This is a genomic window from Streptomyces sp. NPDC001851, assembly GCF_040297165.1.
GTDB lineage: Bacteria > Actinomycetota > Actinomycetes > Streptomycetales > Streptomycetaceae > Streptomyces.
In genome coordinates, this window is record NZ_JBEOYR010000009.1 from 265,872 (window position 1) to 287,836 (window position 21,965).

At 73.1% G+C, this 21,965-nt stretch carries 22 protein-coding genes; 16 read left to right on the plus strand and 6 right to left on the minus strand.

Annotated features, from left to right (window positions below):
- The first annotated feature begins 162 nt into the window (after positions 1–162).
- Positions 163–1,287, plus strand: coding sequence for an alpha/beta hydrolase (locus ABT171_RS16125; RefSeq protein ID WP_351244035.1), 1,125 nt, complete (start codon positions 163–165; stop codon positions 1,285–1,287).
- A 97-nt stretch (positions 1,288–1,384) separates the two neighbouring features.
- Positions 1,385–2,809, plus strand: a complete 1,425-nt coding sequence (locus tag ABT171_RS16130) for a hypothetical protein (RefSeq protein ID WP_351244037.1) — start codon at positions 1,385–1,387, stop codon at positions 2,807–2,809.
- Between the two features lie 71 nt (positions 2,810–2,880).
- Here ABT171_RS16130 and ABT171_RS16135 read toward each other — a convergent pair whose 3' ends face one another.
- Both ABT171_RS16135 and ABT171_RS16140 read right to left on the minus strand, forming a co-directional pair.
- The gene (locus ABT171_RS16135) at positions 2,881–4,245 is read right to left on the minus strand and encodes a PH domain-containing protein (RefSeq protein ID WP_351244148.1); all 1,365 of its coding nucleotides are present in this window, start codon (positions 4,243–4,245) and stop codon (positions 2,881–2,883) included.
- 53 nt (positions 4,246–4,298) lie between these two features.
- A complete protein-coding gene (locus ABT171_RS16140; protein ID WP_351244039.1) occupies positions 4,299–4,802 on the minus strand; it encodes a PH domain-containing protein in 504 nt (167 codons plus the stop codon).
- Between the two features lie 31 nt (positions 4,803–4,833).
- Between ABT171_RS16140 and ABT171_RS16145 the strand changes: the two genes are divergently transcribed.
- Positions 4,834–5,985 (plus strand): NADH-quinone oxidoreductase subunit D, encoded by a 1,152-nt coding sequence (locus ABT171_RS16145; protein WP_351244041.1) that lies wholly within the window; start codon positions 4,834–4,836, stop codon positions 5,983–5,985.
- Positions 5,986–6,021: 36 nt separating this feature from the next.
- Here ABT171_RS16145 and ABT171_RS16150 read toward each other — a convergent pair whose 3' ends face one another.
- Positions 6,022–7,350 carry an SAM-dependent methyltransferase gene (locus ABT171_RS16150; RefSeq protein WP_503075357.1) on the minus strand — a complete coding sequence of 443 codons (1,329 nt, stop codon included), beginning with the start codon at positions 7,348–7,350 and terminating at the stop codon, positions 6,022–6,024.
- 118 nt (positions 7,351–7,468) lie between these two features.
- Here ABT171_RS16150 and ABT171_RS16155 point away from each other — a divergent pair, with 118 nt between their 5' ends.
- The gene (locus ABT171_RS16155) at positions 7,469–8,677 is read left to right on the plus strand and encodes a sensor histidine kinase (RefSeq protein ID WP_351244043.1); all 1,209 of its coding nucleotides are present in this window, start codon (positions 7,469–7,471) and stop codon (positions 8,675–8,677) included.
- A 77-nt stretch (positions 8,678–8,754) separates the two neighbouring features.
- Positions 8,755–9,426, plus strand: a complete 672-nt coding sequence (locus ABT171_RS16160) for a response regulator transcription factor (protein WP_351244045.1) — start codon at positions 8,755–8,757, stop codon at positions 9,424–9,426.
- Between the two features lie 268 nt (positions 9,427–9,694).
- Here ABT171_RS16160 and ABT171_RS16165 read toward each other — a convergent pair whose 3' ends face one another.
- On the minus strand, positions 9,695–10,798 hold the full coding sequence (locus ABT171_RS16165; protein ID WP_351244047.1) for a DUF5937 family protein: 1,104 nt from the start codon (positions 10,796–10,798) through the stop codon (positions 9,695–9,697).
- Positions 10,799–10,992: 194 nt separating this feature from the next.
- On the opposite strand from ABT171_RS16165, the gene ABT171_RS16170 reads away from it, so the two are divergent.
- Positions 10,993–11,199 (plus strand): hypothetical protein, encoded by a 207-nt coding sequence (locus ABT171_RS16170; RefSeq protein WP_351244049.1) that lies wholly within the window; start codon positions 10,993–10,995, stop codon positions 11,197–11,199.
- A gap of 44 nt (positions 11,200–11,243) precedes the next feature.
- Here ABT171_RS16170 and ABT171_RS16175 read toward each other — a convergent pair whose 3' ends face one another.
- Positions 11,244–12,425 carry a threonine aldolase family protein gene (locus ABT171_RS16175; RefSeq protein WP_351244051.1) on the minus strand — a complete coding sequence of 394 codons (1,182 nt, stop codon included), beginning with the start codon at positions 12,423–12,425 and terminating at the stop codon, positions 11,244–11,246.
- 205 nt (positions 12,426–12,630) lie between these two features.
- Between ABT171_RS16175 and ABT171_RS16180 the strand changes: the two genes are divergently transcribed.
- The 10 genes from ABT171_RS16180 (at position 12,631) to ABT171_RS16225 (ending at position 20,905) form a co-directional block, all read left to right on the plus strand.
- Positions 12,631–13,593, plus strand: coding sequence for a Rossmann-like and DUF2520 domain-containing protein (locus ABT171_RS16180; RefSeq protein WP_351244053.1), 963 nt, complete (start codon positions 12,631–12,633; stop codon positions 13,591–13,593).
- Entirely contained in the window at positions 13,590–14,582 is a 993-nt protein-coding gene (gene panC, locus ABT171_RS16185; protein ID WP_351244055.1) for a pantoate--beta-alanine ligase, read from the plus strand. The genes ABT171_RS16180 and panC overlap by 4 nt, the downstream gene beginning before the upstream one ends.
- Positions 14,579–16,288, plus strand: coding sequence for an L-aspartate oxidase (locus ABT171_RS16190; RefSeq protein WP_351244057.1), 1,710 nt, complete (start codon positions 14,579–14,581; stop codon positions 16,286–16,288). The genes panC and ABT171_RS16190 overlap by 4 nt, the downstream gene beginning before the upstream one ends.
- Positions 16,289–16,317: 29 nt before the next feature.
- Positions 16,318–17,295 (plus strand): carboxylating nicotinate-nucleotide diphosphorylase, encoded by a 978-nt coding sequence (gene nadC / locus ABT171_RS16195; RefSeq protein WP_351244059.1) that lies wholly within the window; start codon positions 16,318–16,320, stop codon positions 17,293–17,295.
- Between the two features lie 5 nt (positions 17,296–17,300).
- Positions 17,301–18,098 carry a type III pantothenate kinase gene (locus tag ABT171_RS16200; protein WP_030651508.1) on the plus strand — a complete coding sequence of 266 codons (798 nt, stop codon included), beginning with the start codon at positions 17,301–17,303 and terminating at the stop codon, positions 18,096–18,098.
- Positions 18,099–18,278: 180 nt separating this feature from the next.
- Positions 18,279–18,950, plus strand: a complete 672-nt coding sequence (locus ABT171_RS16205) for a hypothetical protein (RefSeq protein ID WP_351244152.1) — start codon at positions 18,279–18,281, stop codon at positions 18,948–18,950.
- Positions 18,951–19,024: 74 nt separating this feature from the next.
- On the plus strand, positions 19,025–19,201 hold the full coding sequence (locus ABT171_RS16210) for a hypothetical protein (RefSeq protein WP_351244062.1): 177 nt from the start codon (positions 19,025–19,027) through the stop codon (positions 19,199–19,201).
- Positions 19,202–19,362: 161 nt separating this feature from the next.
- Positions 19,363–19,812: a BlaI/MecI/CopY family transcriptional regulator gene (locus ABT171_RS16215; RefSeq protein WP_503075358.1), complete on the plus strand. Its 450-nt coding sequence runs from the start codon at positions 19,363–19,365 to the stop codon at positions 19,810–19,812.
- A 9-nt stretch (positions 19,813–19,821) separates the two neighbouring features.
- A complete protein-coding gene (locus ABT171_RS16220; RefSeq protein WP_351244066.1) occupies positions 19,822–20,355 on the plus strand; it encodes an amino-acid N-acetyltransferase in 534 nt (177 codons plus the stop codon).
- A 214-nt stretch (positions 20,356–20,569) separates the two neighbouring features.
- Complete coding sequence (locus ABT171_RS16225; protein WP_351244068.1) at positions 20,570–20,905, plus strand: histone-like nucleoid-structuring protein Lsr2; 336 nt, start codon at positions 20,570–20,572, stop codon at positions 20,903–20,905.
- Here the strand turns inward: ABT171_RS16225 and ABT171_RS16230 are convergent.
- Positions 20,884–21,561: an SCO3374 family protein gene (locus ABT171_RS16230; RefSeq protein ID WP_351244070.1), complete on the minus strand. Its 678-nt coding sequence runs from the start codon at positions 21,559–21,561 to the stop codon at positions 20,884–20,886. The genes ABT171_RS16225 and ABT171_RS16230 overlap by 22 nt on opposite strands.
- Positions 21,562–21,965: the final 404 nt, after the last annotated feature.

The window sequence follows — 21,965 nt, forward strand, 5'->3', positions numbered from 1 at the left end:
GAGCGGGCATCCGGCGACATTGCGCCCTCTAGGACGGTGTCTCGGGGAGAGAGGTTCACTCCCCACCGGAAAGTCGGGTCAAAGGCCAAGGAAAACCCCGGGCAAGCCTTCGCGATGAAGCATGGGCGGGCGCCGGGCGGAGAGCGCAGGCAGGAAACATCCATGGGTCTCACGAGCAACAAGGTGCTGGTGCTGGCGATCGTCCTCGCCGTCGTGCTGTTCGTCGGCACGGTGTGGCTGTGGCCGCGGCTCGCCCGGCAGAGCTGGCGGGCCATCAGCGGACGGGTCGGCCTGCTCCTCGGCACCCAGCTGGCACTCTTCGCCTCCGTGGGCCTCTACGCCAACCAGGCCTTCGGTTTCTACGCCAGCTGGGCCGACCTGTTCGGCCAGGAGACGGATCAGGGCGTCGTCGTCGACCACGCGGCGGGCGGCGGCAGCGGCCCGGTCCAGGTGCTCACGTCGTACGGCGTCCCGGGCGTGCGCGGCAGCGGTCCGCAGACGACCGGTCAGGTCCAGAAGGTCGACATCACCGGCCGGCGAAGCCACATCGCCACCCCGGCGTTCGTCTACCTGCCGCCGGAGTACTTCCAGCCGCAGTACCGCACGCGCACGTTCCCCGCGGCGGTCGTCCTGACCGGCTACCCGGGTACGGCGCAGGCGCTGGTGGACAAGCTGCGCTACCCGCGCACGGCGCTGCAACTGGCCAAGGACGGGAAGATGCAGCCGATGATCCTGGTGATGCTGCGGCCGACCGTGGCGCCGCCGCGGGACACCGAGTGCGTGGACGTACCGGGCGGGCCGCAGACAGAAACGTTTTTTGCGAAGGACCTGCCGGAGGCCGTCCTCACGCACTACCGGGTCGGCAAGCGGCCCGGCAGCTGGGGCGTGATCGGCGATTCCACGGGCGGCTACTGCGCGCTCAAGCTCGCCATGCACCACCCCGACGCGTACGCGGCCGCCGCGGGCCTGTCGCCCTACTACAAGGCGCCGATCGACCCCACCACCGGCGACCTCTTCCACGGCGACAAGAACCTGCAGAACCGCGCCGACCTCTCGTGGCTGCTCAAGCACGACCGGGCGCCGGACACCTCGCTGCTCGTCACCAGCAGCAAGGTCGGCGAGCACAACTACAAGGCCACGCTGAAGTTCATCGCGGGCGTGCAGGCCACGAACGTGACCCGGATATCGTCGATCATCCTCGAAAGCGGCGGACACAACTTCAACACCTGGCGGCGCGAGATCCCGCCGACGCTGCAGTGGATCAGCGGGCGGCTCACCGACCGCTGAGCCGCCGTACGCCTGACGCCCCGTGAAGCCGGTGCCGTGGCCGTGTTTTTACGGGGCGGGGGCCCACGATTCGCCTACGCGCGGTAAGTTTCTGGCCATGCCACGTGGACGCCACCGCCATTCACCACCCCTGCACCGGCTGTTGCCTCCCTCGGCGATCGCCGGTGTCTCCGTCGTCTGTGCGCTGGGTCCCTGGGTGTTCTCCGAGGCCATGGTGTTGCGCGCACTGGCCGCGGCCGCCGCCGTGACGGCGGTCGTCGGCGCGGTCGTGATGCGCCGCTGGGACGCGCAGGCGGGCAAGCGGGTCGCCGAGCTGACACGCGCGCGTGCCGGCGACGAATGGCGGTACGAGGAGCGGGTCGCCGAACTGGAGACCGACCTGGAGGAGTCGCGCGAGCTGCGCGCCAAGCTGGAGCAGCGGCTGCGCGCCAAGCGGGCCGAGCTGACCGGCCTGCGCAACGAGCACGCGGCCCTGCTGCGCCGGTACGCCACGGCGGAGACCGAGCGCGCGAGCGCCCTGGAAGGACGCCGGCTGCTGGAGATCGAGGCCGCCGAACCGTCGTCCGCGCCCGCGCTGCCGCCCGCGCGCCGCGCCGAGCCCGAGCCGGCCGCGGTGGAGGGAGCCGACGCAGCCGCCGAGGAGGACTCCGGGGACGAGCCGACGGCCCGCGCGGTGTTCTCACCCGAGGGCGCCGGGCTGTACCGGCAGGCACTGACGGCGCTGGTCCGGTTCGACGCGGACGCCTCGGCCGACGCCGTGACGGAAGCCGCGCACGCACCGGCGCCCGCGGTCTCCGAGGCCGCCGCCGCCGGGGACACGGCCGACAAGCCGGCCGCTCCCGAGGCCCGCGAAGCCGACGCCGACGAGCCCGACGCCATCGCCGATGCCGTTACCGATGCCGTCCCGGCGGGCAGGGCCGACATATCCAGGTCCGACGCGGGCACGGCCGAGTCCGTCACCACACCAGCGGGCGCCGCGGCGGACACCCGAGCAGGCGCGGCCGAGAGCGCGGTCGAAGGAACGGCGGACGGTACGGCGGAAGGCGGAGTGGCGGACCACGCCGGTGCCCCTCGGAGCGAGGCCGGTGCGCCGGCCGCCCAGGAGGACGAGGCGCAGGGGCAGCCCGTGGCGGCCGACGGGCACGCCCGCGCGGCCGCCGCCCCCATGCCTCCGGCCGAGCCCGCGGGCCCCGGGGCGCAGGCCTCCGCCGGGCACTTCACGGTGCCGACCGCGGTGGCCGTCGTACCGTCCGCGCCCGCGCGGCGCCCGGCGGTCGAGGGCGGTTTCGACTTCTTCGGCACCCAGAAGGGCGCGCCGAAGGCCGCGCTGGACTCCGTGCAGAACGAGGACCTCGCCGACGTGGTCGGCGAGGAGGCCCTCGCCGTCCACAAGGCCGAGTCCGAGGCCGGGTTCAAGCAGGCCGACGCACAGTCGCGGGGCGTCGGCCAGGTCATCGACCTGACCGCGCACGACGAGACCGAGCAGATCGACGTGCAGAGGCTGCGCAGCGCGGCTTCCTGAGTGCCCCTCGGCCGCATCTCCCCTCGCCACGAGGACGACCGGGCCCGGCTTCCCGCGCAGGGAGCCGGGCCTCAGGTCATCCAGCGGTCCGGGCGGGCGTCCCGGCGGCCCGTACGGGACCGCTCCGCCTGGGCGTGAAGGAGCCGCGCGGCCTCCTCGGCGTCCCGCAGACGGGCGGTCACGGTCTTGCCGGCCCCGGTGTCCACGTGGACGTCGGCGAGCCGCCGGAGCCGCTCCCAGGGCCCCTGAGTCAGCCGTACGCTCTGCACCTTGGCGTGCGGGACCAGCGAGAGCCGGCGGCGCAGCAGGCCGTGCCGGGCGGCGAACACGGTGTCGGTGACCGCGAGCCGGTGGCCGCGCCACCACACCGGCACACACCAGCGGGCCCGGTCCGGGGGGCGCGTCAGAGCCTGGGGCACCGTCACGCCGTGCAGCACGCGCGCGATGACCGACTCGGCGACCGGGCGCGGGGCGACCGGCACCAGCACCGAGTTGTCGGACCCGGCCACGTCCAGCTCCACCCGCACCCAGCCGAGCCGCCGCCACAGCAGCGGTTCCACGATCCGCACGGTCTGCACCCGGCCGGGCGGCACCGTCTCATGCGTACGGTCGAGCAGCCCGCGGTCGATGCGCAGCCCGTCCGGCGACTCGCTCACCTTCCAGTCGAACTCGCCGGCGAACCGCCTCGCGCTGCTCGCGCCGGCCGCGCCGAGCAGTGGCAGGGTGGTCGCGAGGACCGTCCACAGGTTGTCGGTGGTGAGCCACAGCACGGTCGGTACGACGACCGCGGCGCACAACGAGCCCCAGGTGGCGCCCGTCAGCACCAGGGAGAGTGCCAGCGCGCGCGGGGGGACACGCAGCAGCTCGTGCGCCGGCGCCTCGCCGACTTCACGCGCCGTCTCGGGGGCGAAGCCCGCCGCGCGCGCGAGCAGTTCCGCGCGCAGGACGCGCGCCTCCCGCTCACCGAGGAAGGCGAGCTCGTCCTTGTCGTCGGCGCCCACGACGTCTATCCGCAGCTTGGCGACGCCCGCCACGCGCGCGAGGAGGGGACGGGAGACGTCCACGGCCTGGATGCGCTCCAGCCGGATGTGCGCCGTGCGCCGGAACAGCAGGCCGGTGCGGATGCGCAGTTCCGTGTCGGTGACCGCGAAGTGAGTGAACCACCAGGACAGGAAGCCGTAGAGGCCGGCGACCGGCACCAGCACGGCGAGCCCCAGCAGCAGCACGGTGGTGGTCAGCCGTTCCAGCTGCCGCTGCGTCGTGTCCGGGTCGTGCACCGCCCATCCGGCGAGTACGGCGATCGGCGCCCACGCCCGCCGGAAGGGCGTGACGGGGTGCAGCCGGCGCTCGATCACGGCCGCGTGCCCCTCGGCGCCCCGGGCGCCATCGGCGTCGGCGGCGCCATCCGCGCCGTCTCTGCGGTCTGGGGCGGCCATCGCCTGGTCTGTGGCGGCTATGCCGTCCGCGGTGTCGTCGTGGCCGGGGCTCGTCACAGGCCCGCCGTTCGGGCTTCGCCCAGCTCGGTGAGCCGGTCGCGCAGCCGTTCCGCCTCGGCGGGGGACAGACCGGGGATGGTGGCGTCCGTCGCGGCGGCCGCCGTGTGCAGCTGCACGGTGGCCAGCCCGAAGCGCCGCTCTACGGGCCCTGAGGTGACCTCCACCAGCTGCATCCGCCCGTACGGCACCACCGTCTCCTCGTGCCACAGGACACCGCGGCTGATCAGCAGGTCGTCCCCGCGCTCGGCGTAGCGCCACGAGCGCCAGTTGCGCTCCACCAGCGGCCAGCACCACGCGGCGAGGGCCGGCGGCAGCAGCGCGAAGGCGGCCCACGCGGGCCCCACGAGCAGGCCCAGCAGCAACCCGACGGCCACCGCGAGCACCGCCGTCCACACGACCAGGAGCAGCCGCCGCACCCGCACCAGAGCGGGATCCAGCCCCCGCCACGCCGGCTCGGCCCCTGGTATCCCGGTCTCCTCCGGGCTCCCCGTTTCCATGGGCCCAGCGTACGTAGGGGAAACTGGGGCCATGACTCCTACGACGGAGACCACGGTCGGGATCGGCGGCGCCGCGGAGAGCACCGACATGGTGCTCAACATCGGGCCCCAGCACCCCTCCACGCACGGCGTGCTGCGGCTCAGGCTCGTGCTGGACGGGGAGCGCATCGTGCGCGCGGAACCGGTGATCGGCTATATGCACCGGGGCGCCGAGAAGCTCTTCGAGGCCCGCGACTACCGCCAGATCATCATGCTCGCCAACCGCCACGACTGGCTGTCGGCGTTCTCCAACGAGCTGGGCGTGGTCCTCGCCGTGGAGCGGATGCTCGGCATGGAGGTGCCCGAGCGGGCGGTGTGGACGCGCACGCTGCTCGCCGAGCTGAACCGCGTGCTGAACCACCTGATGTTCCTCGGCTCCTACCCGCTGGAGCTGGGCGGCATCACCCCGGTGTTCTACGCGTTCCGCGAGCGCGAGGTGCTGCAGAACGTCATGGAGGAGGTCTCCGGCGGGCGCATGCACTACATGTTCAACCGCGTCGGCGGCCTCAAGGAGGATCTGCCGGCCGGCTGGGCGGGGCGCGCGCGTGCCGCCGTCGCCGACGTGCGCTCGCGCATGGACGTCTTCGACGACCTGGTGCTCGGCAACGAGATCTTCCGGGGGCGCACGCGCGGGGTCGGTGCGATGACCCCGGAAACCGTGCACGCCTACGGCGTGAGCGGGCCCATCGCGCGCGCCTCGGGCGTCGACTTCGACCTGCGCCGCGACGAGCCGTACCTGGCGTACGGCGCCCTCCAGGACACGCTGCGGGTCGTCACCCGGAGCGAGGGAGACTGCCTCGCCCGTTTCGAGGTCCTGCTGGAGCAGACGCACAACGCTCTGGACCTGGCCGACGCCTGCCTGGACCGGCTCGCCGAGCTGCCGCCCGGGCCCATCAACCAGCGGCTGCCGAAGGTGCTGAAGGCGCCCGAGGGGCACACGTACGCGTGGACCGAGAACCCGCTCGGCATCAACGGCTACTACCTGGTCAGCAAGGGCGACAAGACGCCGTACCGGCTGAAGCTGCGCTCGGCCTCGTACAACAACATCCAGGCGCTGACCGAACTGCTGCCGGGGACGCTGGTGGCGGACATGGTGGCGATCCTGGGCTCGATGTTCTTCGTGGTCGGCGACATCGACAAGTAGGCCGGCCACGGGCAAGGGGCCGGCCGGCTCAGCGGCTCAGGCGAGCGGGTCCGGAATTCCAACCGGCTGGACCAGCCAGCCGAAGTCGCCCAGACCGCCCGGCGCGGTGAGTTCGGCGGCCTCTCCGGCGCTCGCGAGGGCGCGCACGTAGGCGGTGGGGTCCGTGGCGGCCAGCGCGAGCGGGGGGCGTGCGCCGGTGATGTCCAGGGCGTGCAGAGCGGCGCGCTGCGTGAGCAGGCGCGCGGCCGGCAGTGTGCGCGCCTCATCAGAAGGCCCCTGCGCCGTGTTCGAGGGCGTGCGCGCCGGACCCGGGGGGGTGTCCGGGGGCGTGTGCGCCGTGGTCTTGGGTGTGCGAGCCGTGCCCAGTGGCGCGTCGGGCTGCTCCGAAACGGCGCGGGTCGTGTGCTCGGCCGGGCGCGCCGCCCCCGCGGTCGTGTGCGCCGGGTCGCAAGCCGTGCGCGCCGTCTCACCAGGCGTGCCCGAGGGCGTCTGCGCCGTGGGAGCCGCCGCGCACGCGTCCAGGGCGACATGCGCTGTGATGTCGCACGATCCGTCCGGCACGGGTGCCGTCTCGCGCCCTTCCCGGAAGCCGGTGAGGGTCCCGAACGGGGGACGCGCGTCGACGGTGTGCGCGTAGTCCACGGCCACCGCGAGCCCGCGCACCACCCGGTGCACCACCGACGCCCACGCCAGGTCCCGGGGCAGCCCGATCTCCGCGCGCAGCCCCTCCTCCGCGGGCAGGGGCCACCAGCGCGCGAGCCAGTCCGCGTCCGCGCCGGTCACGGGCTCCCCGAGCCGCTCGCTGCCGTCGTCGGCGACGAGCACCAGCCGGGGGACTCCCGCGGGGTCGACCTCGGCGACGTCCACGGGCACGTTGTCCAGCCACTCGTTGGCGAACAGCAGCCCCGTGACGGCCACCGGGGGTGTGTCCAGCCAGGTGATCCGCTCGTCCAGTCCGGCCGGACGGTCGGCGAGCTCCACGGCGTACGCACGCACGCGTGCGGCCACGTCGGCGGGCAGAGCGGCGAGCACGCCGGTGACCAGCTCGCCGCGCCCCGCCCCCATGTCGACGAAGTCCAGCACAGGGGGTCGTTCCAGCGCCTCGTCGACCCGGCCCAGCAGCCGGGCCACGGCCTGCGCGAACAGCGGGGACGCGTGCACGGACGTGCGGAAGTGGCCGGCCGGGCCCTCCGGGCGGCGGTAGAAGCCGCCGGGGCCGTACAGCGCCGCCTCGGTCGCCGTACGCCAGCCGCGCGGGCCGGTGCCGTCCCGCAGGCCGTGCCGACCGGGCCGGCCGGGCCGGCCGTGGGCGTTGTGCCCGTCGCCGGGGGGCCGTTCCGCTTGCCGTGCCGTCTCATCCGTCACCGCAACAGACTAGGCGCACAGATGATCACTTCCTCCACCTTGCGGAGTATGCGCGCCCGGCGCGGATCGGCCCTCCGGTTGACCCCTGCACGCATCTGTTTTCCCTACTCTGGGTTACGTGCAGCGCCTCTACGACTTCCTCCGCCGCCACCCGACCGGGGTCGACACCTTCTGGGCCGTCGTCCTGTTCGGGCTGTCCGGCATGGTCGTGGCGAGCGTGAGCGGGGGGTCCGACCGGCACCACATGTCGCTCGTGGCCGGGATGGCGGTGTCGGCCATCCTGTGCGTCGTGCTCGCGCTGCGCCGCCGTTTCCCCGAGCCGATGCTGTTGGTCGCCCTCGCGACCGGACTGGCCCAGCTGGTGCTGGACGTCGAGACGACCGTCGCCGACTTCGCGATGCTGGTGATCACCTACACGGTGGCGGCGGTCGGTGCGCGCTGGGCCTCCCGGCTCGCCCTCGCGGTCAGCCTCTGCGCGGCGGGTCTCGCGCAGATCCGCTGGCCGGCCGAGCACTCCAGCTTCGCCGGGCAGATCGCCATCGCGGTCTTCCAGACGGTGCCCTTCGCGCTCGCCTGGGTGCTCGGTGACTCCATGCGCACCCGGCGCGCCTACTTCGCCCAGCTGGAGGAGCGCGCGGCCCGTCTGGAGAAGGAGCGCGAGGCGCAGTCGAAGGTCGCGGTGGCCGCCGAGCGCGCCCGTATCGCGCGCGAGCTGCACGATGTCGTCGCGCACAACGTGTCGGTGATGGTGGTGCAGGCGGACGGCGCCGCCTATGTCCTCGACGCCGCCCCCGACCAGGCCAAGAAGGCGCTGGAGACGATCTCCTCCACCGGCCGTCAGGCCCTCGCCGAGATGCGCCGCCTGCTGGGCGTGCTGCGCACCGGGGAGCACCAGGAGAGCGGGGAGTACGTCCCCCAGCCGGACGTCGAGCAGATCGACGACCTGATCGAGCAGTGCCGCAGCTCGGGCCTCCCGGTCGACTTCAAGGTCGAGGGCACCCCGCGTCCGCTGCCCAGCGGAGTGGAGCTCACCGCGTACCGGATCGTGCAGGAGGCGCTCACCAACACGCGCAAGCACGGCGGGCCCAACGCGGGCGCGAGCGTGCGGCTGGTGTACTTCGACGACGGGCTCGGTCTGCTCGTCGAGGACGACGGCAAGGGCGCTCCGCACGAGCTGTACGAGGAGGGCGGCGCCGACGGCCGGGGGCACGGCCTGATCGGCATGCGCGAGCGGGTCGGCATGGTCGGCGGCACGCTGGACGCGGGTCCGCGTCCGGGCGGAGGATTCCGCATCAGCGCCCTGCTGCCGCTCAAACCGGCGCACTGACGCGGCCGCACGCTTCCGATGAGACCCGTGCCACCACTCCCCGAGGCAACCCCACCGCTCCGAACGAAAGAGGCCCGATGACGATCCGCGTGATGCTCGTCGACGACCAGGTGCTGCTGCGCACCGGATTCCGGATGGTGCTCGCCGCCCAGCCGGACATGGAGGTCGTCGCGGAGGCGGGCGACGGCGTCGAGGCCCTGCAGGTCCTGCGGTCCACGGCCGTCGACGTCGTCCTGATGGACGTCCGCATGCCGAAGCTGGACGGTGTGGAGGCGACCCGGCGGATCTGCGCCGAGCCCAACCCGCCCAAGGTGCTGATCCTGACCACGTTCGATCTCGACGAGTACGCCTTCTCCGGGCTGAAGGCGGGCGCCTCCGGCTTCATGCTCAAGGACGTACCGCCGGGTGATCTGCTGGCCGCGATCCGTGCCGTGCACAGCGGTGACGCGGTCGTGGCGCCGTCCACCACCCGGCGCCTGCTGGACCGCTTCGCGCCTATGCTGCCCTCCGCCGGCAAGGAGCCGCAGCACAAGGAACTGGAGCGGCTCACCGACCGGGAGCGCGAGGTGATGGTGCTGGTCGCCCAGGGCCTGTCCAACGGCGAGATCGCGGCCCGGCTGGTGCTGAGCGAGGCGACGGTGAAGACCCATGTGGGCCGCATCCTGACCAAGCTCGGCCTGCGCGACCGGGTCCAGGTCGTGGTGCTGGCCTACGAGACGGGGCTGGTACGCGCGGGCGGACACGGCTGACGCGGTCCGTACGGCGCCGGCTTCGACGCGGGGACCGTCCCAGCCCGGTTTCAGCGCGACGGCTGTCCGAACCCGGCTGCAGCGCGGCTCTGTCCAAGCCGGGCTTCATTGCGAGGGTCGTCCGAACTCGGCTTCGGCGCGGGTCCGTTCAAGCCGGGCTTCAGTGCGAGGGCTGTCCGGTCCCGGCGTCAACGCGGGCCCTCGGGGCCGGGCTTCAGTGCGACGGCCGTCCGACCCGGCTGCAGTGCAGGTCCGTCCGGGCCCGGCTTCAGCGCAGGACGCCCTCGATGAAGTCGCTGCCCAGGCGGGCCACCGCCGCCAGGTCCAGTTGGTGCTGGACGTACCGGCCCCGGCGGCAGCCGGTGATCAGGCCCGCCTTCTTCAGCACCGCGAGGTGCCGGGATATCTCGGGGGCCGACATGCCGTGCGCGTCGGCCAGTTCGCCGGTGGTGTGCGGGGACCGCGCGAGATGCCGGCACAGCCGCAACCGCACCGGGTGGGCCAGCGCCTCCAGCCGGCGCGTGAGCTGGTCGACGGACGGGGCCTGCGGTCGCGTGCCGTTCACGGGATAGGTGATCGAGGGCTGCCAGCCGTACCGGTGCAGGACCATCACGTGCGGCCAGCCCAGGCTCGTCGGGACGAGGACCAGGCCGCCGTCACCGGTGGCGCTGTGGCCCACCAGGAGCTTGTCGACGGTGATGAGCGCGGCCTCCTGGTCCAGCGAGACGGCTCCCGAGAGGGACGACAGGGCCTCGGCGAGGCCCTTGCGGCGCAGCAGCTCGGTCTTGTGCCGGGCGTCCGCGGCGAGCTGCGGCTGGACGCGGGCCCAGATGTCGGCGAAGAACGCCTCGTCGCAGTCGAGCATCAGCTCCCGGAACCAGGCGCGCACGGCCGGCGGATCCGCCAGCAGCCGACGCGTGAACCGCTCCTGTACGGCACCGCGCGCGGCGGCCAGTTCCAGCGAGCGGCGGCGCAGTTCCGGGTCGTCGAGCGGGCTGGACTGCTGGGAGTCGTAGCGCAGCTGGCAGGTGAATTCCAGTGCCGCGGTGACGAACTGATCGTCCGTCAGTTTGTCCAGCAGGTCCAGTTCCTCGGCGAGCGTGGCGCCGGGGAGCGCGTGGCCGCCGGGGATGCCCGCGAACGGGGCGAAGACGTCCGAGAACGTCGTGCGCCACAGGAACTCCGCCTCGCACAGCCGGTCGGCCAGACAGGGGTCCAGCCGGGACGAGACGGCCGTCGCCCAGCCCTGGAGGCCGGGGTGGTGGCCGGGCTCGCTGAGGGCGTGCAGGGCCATCCCCAGCTCCGCCAGCGGAGAGGGCACGACGGAGACCCGCTCCGGTGGCAGCCCGGTGATGTCGATGGTCACGCTCATGCCCTCCATCGTGCACCCGGCCACTGACAGTGCCGCCGTGGATTGACGGCAGCCGTCAATCCACGGGACACCCGCCCTGGCCGGGGGCAGCCTGGAGGGCGCCGGGGCAGCCGCGGAGCCCGAACGGTCACCGAGCGGTCGGTGACCAATCCCTGACCCGAGAGTCCCGAGAACATCCGAGAAGGCGATCCGCCATGAGCATCACCCAGCAGTACCTCCTGGACAGTTACCGCGCCCGCGTGCTCGGCGAACCGGAGCCGCCCGCGTCGGGCCGGTACGACGTCGGCCTGGTGCGTGAACTGCGCGACCACCGGCGCTTTCACGCCGTCATCGCCGGGCGCCCGGCGCGGGGGCGCGTGCGGCACGCCCTGCGCCGGTGGCTGCGCCCGCGCACGCTGTGATCATGCGTGCTGTGATCACGGGCGGGCGCGTGCCCATCGCGCGATCACCCCGCGGGCAGCCGGCGCACGAAGTCGGCCACGGCCGCCCGTACGTCGTCCGCCGTCCACTCCAGGCCCGGTGAGCGCACGGCGACCTCGCTGAAGGACATCCCGGGTCCGCCGCGGTCCCAGGGATGGGCGAAGAGGAAGACCCCGGTCTCCTCGGCCTGGCGCACCGCCGCCTCCATCACGACGTCCGGGTCGTACGGCAGCCAGACCTGGAAGTCGTGGGTGTGCGGTTCCTCGGGGTGCACCCGCGCCCACGGGACGCCCGCCGCGGCGAAGCCCTCGCGCAGCGCGGCGGCGACCACGCGCGCGTGCCGTACGTAGTCCGGCAGCCGGGGCAGCTCGCGCGCCAGGCCGACGAGTGCCGAGAGCACGGTGGGGAACTGCTGGAAGACCATCCCGCCGTACCGGTGGCGCCAGGTCTTCGCCTCCTCCACCAGCGTCCTCGGACCGGCCAGCGCGGCGCCGCCGAAGCCGTCGAGGGACTTGTAGAACGACACGTAGACGCTGTCCGCCAGGCTCGCGATCTCCTCCAGGGGCCGGCCGAAGTGGACCGTGCACTCCCACAGGCGCGCGCCGTCGAAGTGCACCACCGCGTCGCGCTCCCGCGCCGCCTCGGTGACCTCGGTCAGTTCCTCCCAGGTGGGCAGCACGAAACCGGCGTCCCGGAGGGGCAGTTCCAGCATCAGCGTGCCGAAGGGCTCCTCGAAGTCGCGTATCTCGGCGGCGGTGGGCAGCCGGGGCGCACTGGTCACACGCACCGGCCGCAACCCGCTGACCTCGCTGAGCGCATGCCGTTCGTGCACCTCCGGGTGGGCCAGGGCGTGCAGGGCCACCGCGCGGTCGCCGGTGCGGCCCGCCCAGCAGCGCAGGGCCACCTGCTGGGCCATCGTGCCGGTGGGGAAGAACGCGGCGGCCTCCGTGCCGAGCAGGGTCGCGACCCGTTCCTCCAGGTCCGCCACGATGCCGTTGCCGTACTGGTCCACGTGCTGGTCCAGGTCGCACACCGCGGGTGCGGCTTCCTGGAGGGCGGCCAGCCGCTCCCGGATCGTGCGTTGCGGGCCCGGGCGCGACAGCACCCGTTCCGCCTGCGCGAAGGCGGCTCGGCGCCGTTCCCGCATCCGCTCCTGGACGGACGGTTCCGCCTGTCGCTCTTCGCCCTGCTCCGCCGTATCGGTCATGTACTGATCATGGCGTGCTGCCCCGCGCGCGGACAGCCGGGTTTCCGCGCGGCGAGACCGCAGCCGGCGCCGGGCGACACCGCCGCCGTGCGTGGCGTAACCCACAGCCTGTGGACAACCAGTCGGCGCCGCACCGAGATAGCGTTAACATGACGAGAAATCGTCCGGTACCCAGAGCGGACTGGAACGGGAAGGCCGCCGTCGCGTGAGTACAGTCCACCAGCCAGACCTCAAGGACCGCCCCGCGCGGCTCACCGTCGGTGTCGTCGGCGCCGGCCGCGTGGGCCCCGCGCTCGCCGCGTCCCTCCAGCTCGCCGGACACCGCCCGGTGGCCGTCTCGGGTGTCTCCGACGCCTCCCGGCGGCGCGCCGAGACCATGCTCCCGGACGTGCCGCTGGTGCCGCCCGCCGAGGTCCTTCAGCGCGCCGACCTGGTGCTGCTCACCGTCCCCGACGACGTCCTGCCCGGCCTGGTCACCGGCCTCGCCGAGACGGGTGCGGTGCGGCCCGGTCAGCTGCTCGTGCACACCTCCGGCCGGTACGGCGCGGGGGTCCTCGACCCGGCCCTGCGCGCGGGCGCGCTGCCGCTGGCCCTGCACCCGGCGATGACCTTCACCGGCACTCCCGTGGACGTGCAGCGCCTGGCCGGCTGCTCCTTCGGCGTCACCGCGCCCGAGGAGCTGCGGCTGGCCGCCGAGGCCCTCGTCATCGAGATGGGCGGCGAGCCCGAGTGGATCAGCGAGCAGAACCGCCCGCTCTACCACGCGGCCCTCGCGCTCGGCGCCAACCACCTGGTGACCCTGGTCGCCCAGTCGATGGAGCTGCTGCGCACGGCGGGTGTCGGGGCGCCCGACCGGATGCTCGGCCCGCTGCTCGGCGCCGCCCTGGACAACGCCCTGCGCTCCGGTGACCTGGCGCTCACCGGGCCCGTCGCGCGCGGGGACGCCGGCACGGTCGCCGCGCACATCACCGAGCTGCGCGAGCACGCCCCGCAGACCGTCGCGGGCTACGTGGCGATGGCCCGCGCGACCGCCGACCGGGCACTCGCGCACGGCCTGCTGAAGCCCGAACTCGCCGAGGACCTGCTCGGCGTGCTGGCCGACGGTGCCGGCGGCACGAACGGCACCACCGGCCCAGGCACCACCGGCACCGAGGGGAACGACCGATGACCACCGCCCTGCTGAGCACCGCCGGCGAGCTGCACGCGCGGGTGCGCCGCGGCCGCCGCGCCGTCGTGATGACCATGGGCGCCCTGCACGAGGGCCACGCCACCCTGATCCGCACGGCGCGCGAGATCGCAGGACCGGACGGCGAGGTCGTCGTCACCGTCTTCGTCAACCCGCTTCAGTTCGGCGCGGGCGAGGACCTGGACCGCTACCCCCGCACCCTGGACGCCGACCTGAAGATCGCCGAGCAGGCCGGTGCGGACGCGGTGTTCGCGCCGTCCGTGGACGAGGTCTACCCCGGCGGCGCTCCCCAGGTCCGGATCACCGCCGGCCCCATGGGCGAACGCCTGGAGGGCGCCTCGCGGCCCGGCCACTTCGACGGCATGCTCACCGTCGTCGCCAAGCTGTTGCACCTCACCCGCCCCGACGTGGCCCTGTACGGCCAGAAGGACGCCCAGCAGCTGGCCCTGATCCGGCGCATGGTGCGGGACCTGAACTTCGGCGTCGAGATCGCCGGCGTACCGACCGTGCGCGAGGAGGACGGGCTCGCCCTGTCGAGCCGCAACCGCTACCTCTCGGCGGAGGAGCGCCGTACCGCGCTCGCGCTGTCCCGGGCGCTGTTCGCGGGCCGCGACCGGCACGCCGCGCAGGAGGCGCTGCGCGCGCGTGCCCGCGAAGTGCCCTCCACGCACGCGCGTGCCGAGGCGCTGAGCGCCCTCGGGGAGTCCCGTGCGGCCGCCGACGCGCACGCGGTCGCCACGGCGTCCCCCGGCGGTCCGGCGGCCGTCCGCGCCGCCGCACGGCAGGTGCTGGAGGAGGCCGCGCGCCTGTCCCCGCCGCTCGAACTGGACTACCTGGCCCTCGTCGACCCGTCCGACTTCACCGAGATCGGTGACGACTTCACCGGCGAGGCCGTCCTCGCCGTCGCCGCCCGGGTCGGTACGACCCGGCTGATCGACAACCTCCCTCTCACCTTCGGAGCCGCCTCGTGAGCAGCACAGGCACCAGCACAGGCATACGACTGCACGCGCCCGCCCCCGGGTGGTCCATCCCGGCGGACGTGGTCGTCGTCGGCTCCGGAGTGGCCGGTCTGACCGCCGCTCTGCGCTGCGAGGCCGCGGGCCTGACGACCGTGGTCGTCACCAAGGCCCGCCTGGACGACGGCTCCACGCGCTGGGCGCAGGGCGGTATCGCCGCGGCGCTCGGCGAGGGCGACACGCCTGAACAGCACCTAGGGGACACCCTGGTGGCCGGCGCGGGCCTGTGCGACGAGGAGGCCGTACGGATCCTCGTCACCGAGGGCCCCGACGCGGTACGGCGGCTGATCTCCACCGGCGCCCACTTCGACACCGACGACGAGGGCGACATCCACCTCGGCCGCGAGGGCGGCCACCACCGGCGCCGGATCGCGCACGCGGGTGGCGACGCGACCGGCGCGGAGGTCTCCCGGGCGCTCGTCGAGGCGGTACGCGCGCGTGGGCTGCGCACCATCGAGAACGCGCTCGTGCTGGACCTGCTCACCGACGCCGAGGGCCGTACGGCCGGTGTCACGCTGCACGTGATGGGCGAGGGCCAGCACGACGGTGTGGGCGCCGTGCACGCCCCCGCCGTGGTGCTCGCGACCGGCGGCATGGGGCAGGTGTTCACCGCGACCACCAACCCGTCGGTGTCGACCGGTGACGGCGTCGCGCTGGCGCTGCGCGCGGGCGCCGAGGTCAGCGACCTGGAGTTCGTCCAGTTCCACCCGACCGTGCTGTTCCTCGGCCCGGACGCCGAGGGCCAGCAGCCGCTGGTGTCCGAGGCGGTGCGCGGCGAGGGCGCCCATCTGGTGGACGCCGACGGCGTGCGCTTCATGGCCGGGCAGCACGAGCTGGCCGAGCTGGCGCCGCGGGACATCGTCGCCAAGGGCATCCTGCGGCGGATGCTGGAGCAGGACGCCGAGCACATGTTCCTCGACGCCCGGCACTTCGGCGCCGAGATGTGGGAACGACGCTTCCCGACCATCCTGGCCGCCTGCCGCGCCAACGGCATCGACCCGGTCACGGAGCCCATCCCGATCGCCCCGGCCGCCCACTTCGCCTCCGGAGGCGTCCGCACCGACGCGCAGGGGCGTACGACCGTGCCCGGCCTGTACGCGTGCGGCGAGGTCGCCTGCACCGGCGTGCACGGCGCGAACCGGCTCGCCTCCAACTCCCTCCTCGAAGGCCTCGTCTACGCCGAGCGGATCGCCGCCGACATCGCCGCCGCGCGGGCGGAGAACGGCCTCCACGCGCCCGTGCCCCAGCCCGTCCCGGACCCCGGGAAGCCGGAGCACCCGCTGCTCGCCCCCGAGGCCCGGTTCGCCATCCAGCGGATCATGACCGAGGGCGCGGGCGTGCTGCGCTCGGAGGACTCCCTCGCGAAGGCCGCCGAGCAGCTCCAGCAGCTGCACAGCGAGGCCCGTGACGCCCTCCACGAGAACGGCAAGACCGCCGAGCCCGGCGTCGACACCTGGGAGGCCACCAACCTCCTGTGTGTCGCCCGCGTCCTGGTCGCCGCCGCGCGGATGCGCGAGGAGACCCGCGGCTGCCACTGGCGCGAGGACAGCCCCGAGCGCGACGACACCCACTGGCGGCGCCACATCGTCGTACGGCTGAACCCCGACCGGTCGCTGGCCGTGCGCACCACCGACACCGCAGACTTCCCCCCTACCCGGTAACACCCAGCGCCCCAGGAGCAGTGACGAACGTGAGCACCGACGACCTTCCCCTCGCCCCCACCGGCGGTTGCGGCGACGGCTGCGCCTGCGGCGCCGAGGGCGACGAGGAGTACCTGGAGAGCGGGCTCGACCCCGCGCTCGCCGAGCTGCTGGCCGCCGCCGGGCTCGATCCCGTAGAGGTCGAGGACATCGCCAACGTGGCCATCCAGGAGGACCTGGACGGCGGCGTGGACGTGACGACCGTCGCGACCATCCCCGAGGAGGCCGTCGCCACCGGCGACTTCACCGCGCGCGAGGCGGGCGTCGTGGCGGGCCTCAGGGTCGCCGAGGCCGTGCTCTCGGTGGTCTGCACGGACGAGTTCGAGGTCGAGCGGCACGTCGAGGACGGCGACCGCGTGGAGGCCGGGCAGAAGCTGCTGTCGGTCACCACCCGCACGCGTGACCTGCTGACCGCCGAGCGCAGCGCGCTGAACATCCTGTGCCGCCTGTCCGGCATCGCGACCGCCACGCGCGCGTGGGCGGACGCGCTGGAGGGCACCAGGACCAAGGTCCGCGACACCCGCAAGACGACCCCGGGTCTGCGCTCGCTGGAGAAGTTCGCGGTCCGCTGCGGCGGCGGCGTCAACCACCGCATGTCGCTGTCCGACGCGGCCCTGGTGAAGGACAACCACGTGGTCGCCGCCGGTGGCGTCGCGCAGGCCTTCAAGGCCGTACGGGAGCAGTTCCCGGAGGTGCCGATCGAGGTCGAGGTCGACACCCTGCACCAGCTGCGCGAGGTCGTCGAGGCGGGCGCCGACCTGATCCTGCTGGACAACTTCACGCCGGACGAGTGCGCGGAGGCCGTCGGGATCGTGCGCGGGCGCGCGCTGCTGGAGGCCTCCGGCCGGCTGACGCTCGACATCGCGCGCGTGTACGCCGACACGGGCGTGGACTTCCTGGCCGTCGGCGCGCTCACCCACTCCTCGCCGATCCTGGACATCGGCCTGGACCTGCGCGAGGCGGAGTAACGGCCATGCTGCTCACGATCGACGTCGGCAACACGCACACCGTCCTCGGGCTGTTCGACGGTGAGGACATCGTCGAGCACTGGCGCATCTCCACGGACGCGCGCCGCACCGCGGACGAGCTGGCGGTGCTGCTGCAGGGCCTGATGGGCATGCACCCGCTGCTCGGCGAGGAGCTGGGCGACGGCATCGACGGCATCGCGATCTGCGCGACCGTCCCCTCGGTGCTGCACGAGCTGCGCGAGGTCACCCGGCGCTACTACGGCGACGTCCCCGCCGTCCTGGTCGAGCCGGGCGTGAAGACCGGTGTGCCGATCCTCACCGACAACCCCAAGGAGGTCGGCGCCGACCGGATCATCAACGCGGTCGCGGCCGTCGAGCTGTACGGCGGCCCCGCGATCGTCGTCGACTTCGGTACGGCGACCACGTTCGACGCGGTCTCCGCGCGCGGGGAGTACGTCGGCGGCGTCATCGCACCCGGCATCGAGATCTCCGTGGAGGCGCTCGGCGTCAAGGGCGCGCAGCTGCGGAAGATCGAGGTGGCCCGGCCGCGCAGTGTGATCGGCAAGAACACCGTCGAGGCCATGCAGGCCGGCATCGTGTACGGCTTCGCCGGGCAGGTCGACGGGGTCGTCAGCCGGATGGCCCGGGAGCTGGCCGACGACCCGGACGACGTCACGGTGATCGCCACGGGCGGGCTCGCGCCGATGGTGCTGGGGGAGTCCTCGGTGATCGACGAGCACCAGCCGTGGCTGACGCTGATCGGGCTGCGCCTGGTGTACGAGCGGAACGTGTCGCGGCTGTGAGGTGACCGGCGCCCTCCTGGAGCGCCGGTTCTCCCGCTGCACGCGCGCGTGGTCGTGTCCGTGGCCCCGGTCGGGGGAAACCGGGAGCGACACGCGTCGAAAAAACATCCCGATTCGTCAGTTTTGTCCGATTAGCGGTAGCGTCGCCGCATGCCCACGCCATACGGATCCCGCGGCGGCATGGCGTTCGGCGCGGAGGAGCTGCGTGTGCTCCGCCGCGCCCTCGCCCTCGCCCTTCACCCCGGCCAAGCGTCCGCCGAGGACGTCAAGGACTGCTTCCGGCTCGCAGAGTCGCTCGACGAGGCGATGCGCGAGGGGGCGAGACTGCGCGCTTTCCTGGTGGCCGACCTCGGCCGGTACCGGGCCGCGCTCCCGGGTGCCGCCGCCGGGTATCTCGGCCTGCTGGAGGAGGCGCTGGGGGCCGGGCACCGGCCGGCGCCGGATGATCTCGCCGCGCTGCGGGCGCTGCGCGGCAACCCGGCGGCGGCCGCGCTGCTGGACCGCTGCCAGGCGCTGGCCGAGCAGGACGTACGGGCCCGGTTCGCGCAGGGTGCGCGCAAGGTGCCCGCACCCGCCGTGCCGCCCTCACGCGCCCGCCTGCTGGCCCTTCCGGGCGGCGGGGCGGCCTCGGGGCCCCGGCAGGCCGAGGAGCCGCAGAAACCGGCGCAGAAGCCCGCACCGGGTCCCGCGACGAAGCCGGCGCCCAAGCCCGGGCCGGCGCCCGCGGAGCGGCCCGCCACGGAGCCGGCCACGCCGAAGCGGCCCATCCCGACGCCGGGGGAGGTCTTCCCGCGCCGCAAGCCCGCGCCCCCGGCGGACCCGGCCGAGAGCTGCCGGCTGGCCGCCGGCTGAGCGACGCGCCCGGTTCACGGGCGGTTCGCGCACCCCGTACCTTTCGCCCGTTGCTCCGTGGCTACTCTGGACCCATGGACTACGTCTCCGCGCTCGTGCCTCCGGTCGTGATGGCCGTGTTCTTCATCGGTGTGGTCAGGGTGATCGTGAAGACCCAGGGCGGGGCCGCCAAGGCCAAGGAGGACGCCGCCGTCGACGCCGCCCTCGCGCGCGTGGAGGGTGCGCGTCAGGCATCCCCCGGCGACGCCTGAGTCGGTGCGCCGGGCAGGCGCCGCCCCGGTGCGGGCCCGGGTCGCATGCCCCTTTTGTTCCCATTCGCGGGCTTAGTGCCCGTCCGGCACGCCATTACCGGGATCTCCCACTATTATTCTGAGTTGTGCCTCGCCCATTGGGAGAACTCGAAGACGCGGTCATGACGCGGGTGTGGAAGTGGAACCGCCCGGTGACCGTTCGAGAAGTCCTGGAAGACCTCCAGCAGGAGCGCTCCATCGCGTACACCACCGTGATGACCGTTTTGGACAATCTCCATCAGAAGGGCTGGGTCCGCCGCGAGGCGGAAGGGCGGGCCTATCGATATGAGGCCGTCTCGACACGGGCCGCGTACGCCGCCGCCCTCATGAACGACGCCTGGTCGCAGAGCGACAACCCGGCCGCCGCACTCGTCGCCTTCTTCGGGATGATGAGCGAGGAACAGCGCCAGGCCCTCAGCGACGCCGTACGCATCGTCCAGGGCCCGGAAACCGTTCAAGCCACCGAACCGCGGCAACGGGAAGCCGTGCAAGAGGAAGCCGCGCAACGGGAAGCGCCCGAAGCCCGGCAAGGGGAGAACCCCGGCTCGGCCGGGGGCGCGGACGGGCGATAGCGTCCGCTCATGTCAGCAGAGCGTCCCGAAGTCTCCGCAAAAGCCATCACCGTCCGACGCGCCCGGACCAGCGATGTGCCGGCCGTTCGCCGCCTCCTCGACGCCTACGTCCGTGACCGCATCCTGCTCGACAAAGCCACCGTCACGCTTTACGAGGACATCCAGGAGTTCTGGGTCGCCGAACGCGACGACAACGCCGAGGTGGTCGGCTGCGGCGCGCTGCACGTCATGTGGGAGGACCTCGCGGAAGTCCGCACTCTCGCGGTGAAGCCCGGCCTCAAGGGCGCCGGTGTCGGCCACCAGTTGCTGGAGAAGTTGCTGCACACCGCGCGCTGGCTCGGCGTTCGCCGGGTTTTCTGCCTGACCTTCGAAGTGGACTTCTTCGGGAAGCACGGCTTCGTGGAGATCGGGGAGACGCCGGTCGACACCGATGTGTACGCGGAGCTCTTGCGTTCCTATGACGAGGGCGTCGCGGAGTTCCTGGGTCTCGAACGAGTGAAACCGAACACCTTGGGCAACAGCCGGATGCTTCTGCATCTGTGATCGTCATTGCCCCGGTTCCCTATGTCCGAAACGCGCATGTTTCCGGACGGAGCCGGTCCGTCGGTCCTCTACCGGTCCTCTCCCAGGGGTTTGTGTTTTTCCGGCAAAAGCGGTTTGCTTTCCGACGTACTGCAGTACTGCATATAACAGGGGCGGCGAAACGGCGGACGCCGCAGACCCCTGGCCCTCAACGTTATCGATGAAAGGAAATCCGGTGGCACAGAAGGTTCAGGTCCTTCTTGTCGACGACCTCGACGGCGGCGAGGCGGACGAGACCGTGACGTTCGCGCTGGACGGCAAGACGTACGAGATCGATCTCACGACCGCCAATGCGGACAAGCTGCGCGGCCTTCTCGACCCCTATGTGAAGGGCGGTCGGCGTACCGGAGGCCGTGCGTCGGGCGGACGCGGAAAGACGCGCGCCGCTTCCGGTGGCAACCAGGACACCGCGGCGATCCGCGCCTGGGCGAAGGAGAACGGTTACGAGGTCAACGACCGCGGCCGTGTTCCCGCGACCATTCGCGAGGCCTACGAGAAGGCCAACGGCTGATCCCGCCGGCAGGCGGTCGGCAGTGCGGCGCGCAGGCGCCGCAGCCGGACCCGGTGACAGTGCGCTGCCACCGTGTCCACCAGCCGTACGAGATCAGGGGCGCTCTTCTCGCGCCCCAGGGCCGGCATCGCCGGCAGCGAGGCCTCGACCTCGCCTCCAGGCCCAGGGGGCCGCAGCCATACGGCGGCCCCCTGCACGGATCCGGCCAAGGACCCGTCCCTCGTCGGCGTGACGCCGGCGCGGCCGGCCACCGGCGGGACCGGCGCCTCCATCGCGTCCCCCGCGCCCAGCACCCGCAGGTCGAGGGCCACGGCGCCCCATTCCAGCCAGTCCAGCAGCCCCGGCAGCTCCTCCGCGCTGCCCGCGGCCAGCAGCAGCCCCATCCGGTCGCCCCGCAGCGCCACCGGAGAGCCCGGCGCGAGATGCCGGAGCGCGCCCGCGCCCGCCTCGGCCGGCACGTCCAGGACGTCGAACCGCACCCCGGTGAGCAGCCGCAGCGGCCTTCCGGGCACTGTCGCCCACCCCAGATCGTTCTCGTACCAGTGACGGGCCCGGACCTCCGGGCCGGCCGGAGGACCACCGGCGTCCGGCACGCCCGGATCCGAGGGGCGACGAGGAAGGGGGACCGTTGAGAGCGCGGGGACCGAGCCGACCATGCCCACCGCAACCGCCGAAGCGACCGGCGGGTTACGCTGAGTGCACTGACGATCGCGCAAAGTACCGAAAAGGGGGGCGCGCGGAGGTGCGGGGAGGCGCAAGGTTGTTCGCCCATAGCGGAGGGAACCGGTGCGCGCGGCATGGAGTGTCCGTCCCGGCGGGTAAGACATGCCTAGTGGGAGGGGGCGACACGCAGAACGGGCCGTCTCACGTTCGCCATCGGCGTACTGGCGACTGGGATATCTGCCTGGCCTGCGGGAACATCGTCTCGCACCATCGGGTTGGAGCAGATGTCGGCGTTCGGGGTCAGGAGGCCATCGACGGTGTCGGCAGTTGGAATGAGCGGTCCCCGCTTGCGGGACTAAGCTGCGGAAGGACAGGGAGGGGAAGTTCCCCCCACTGC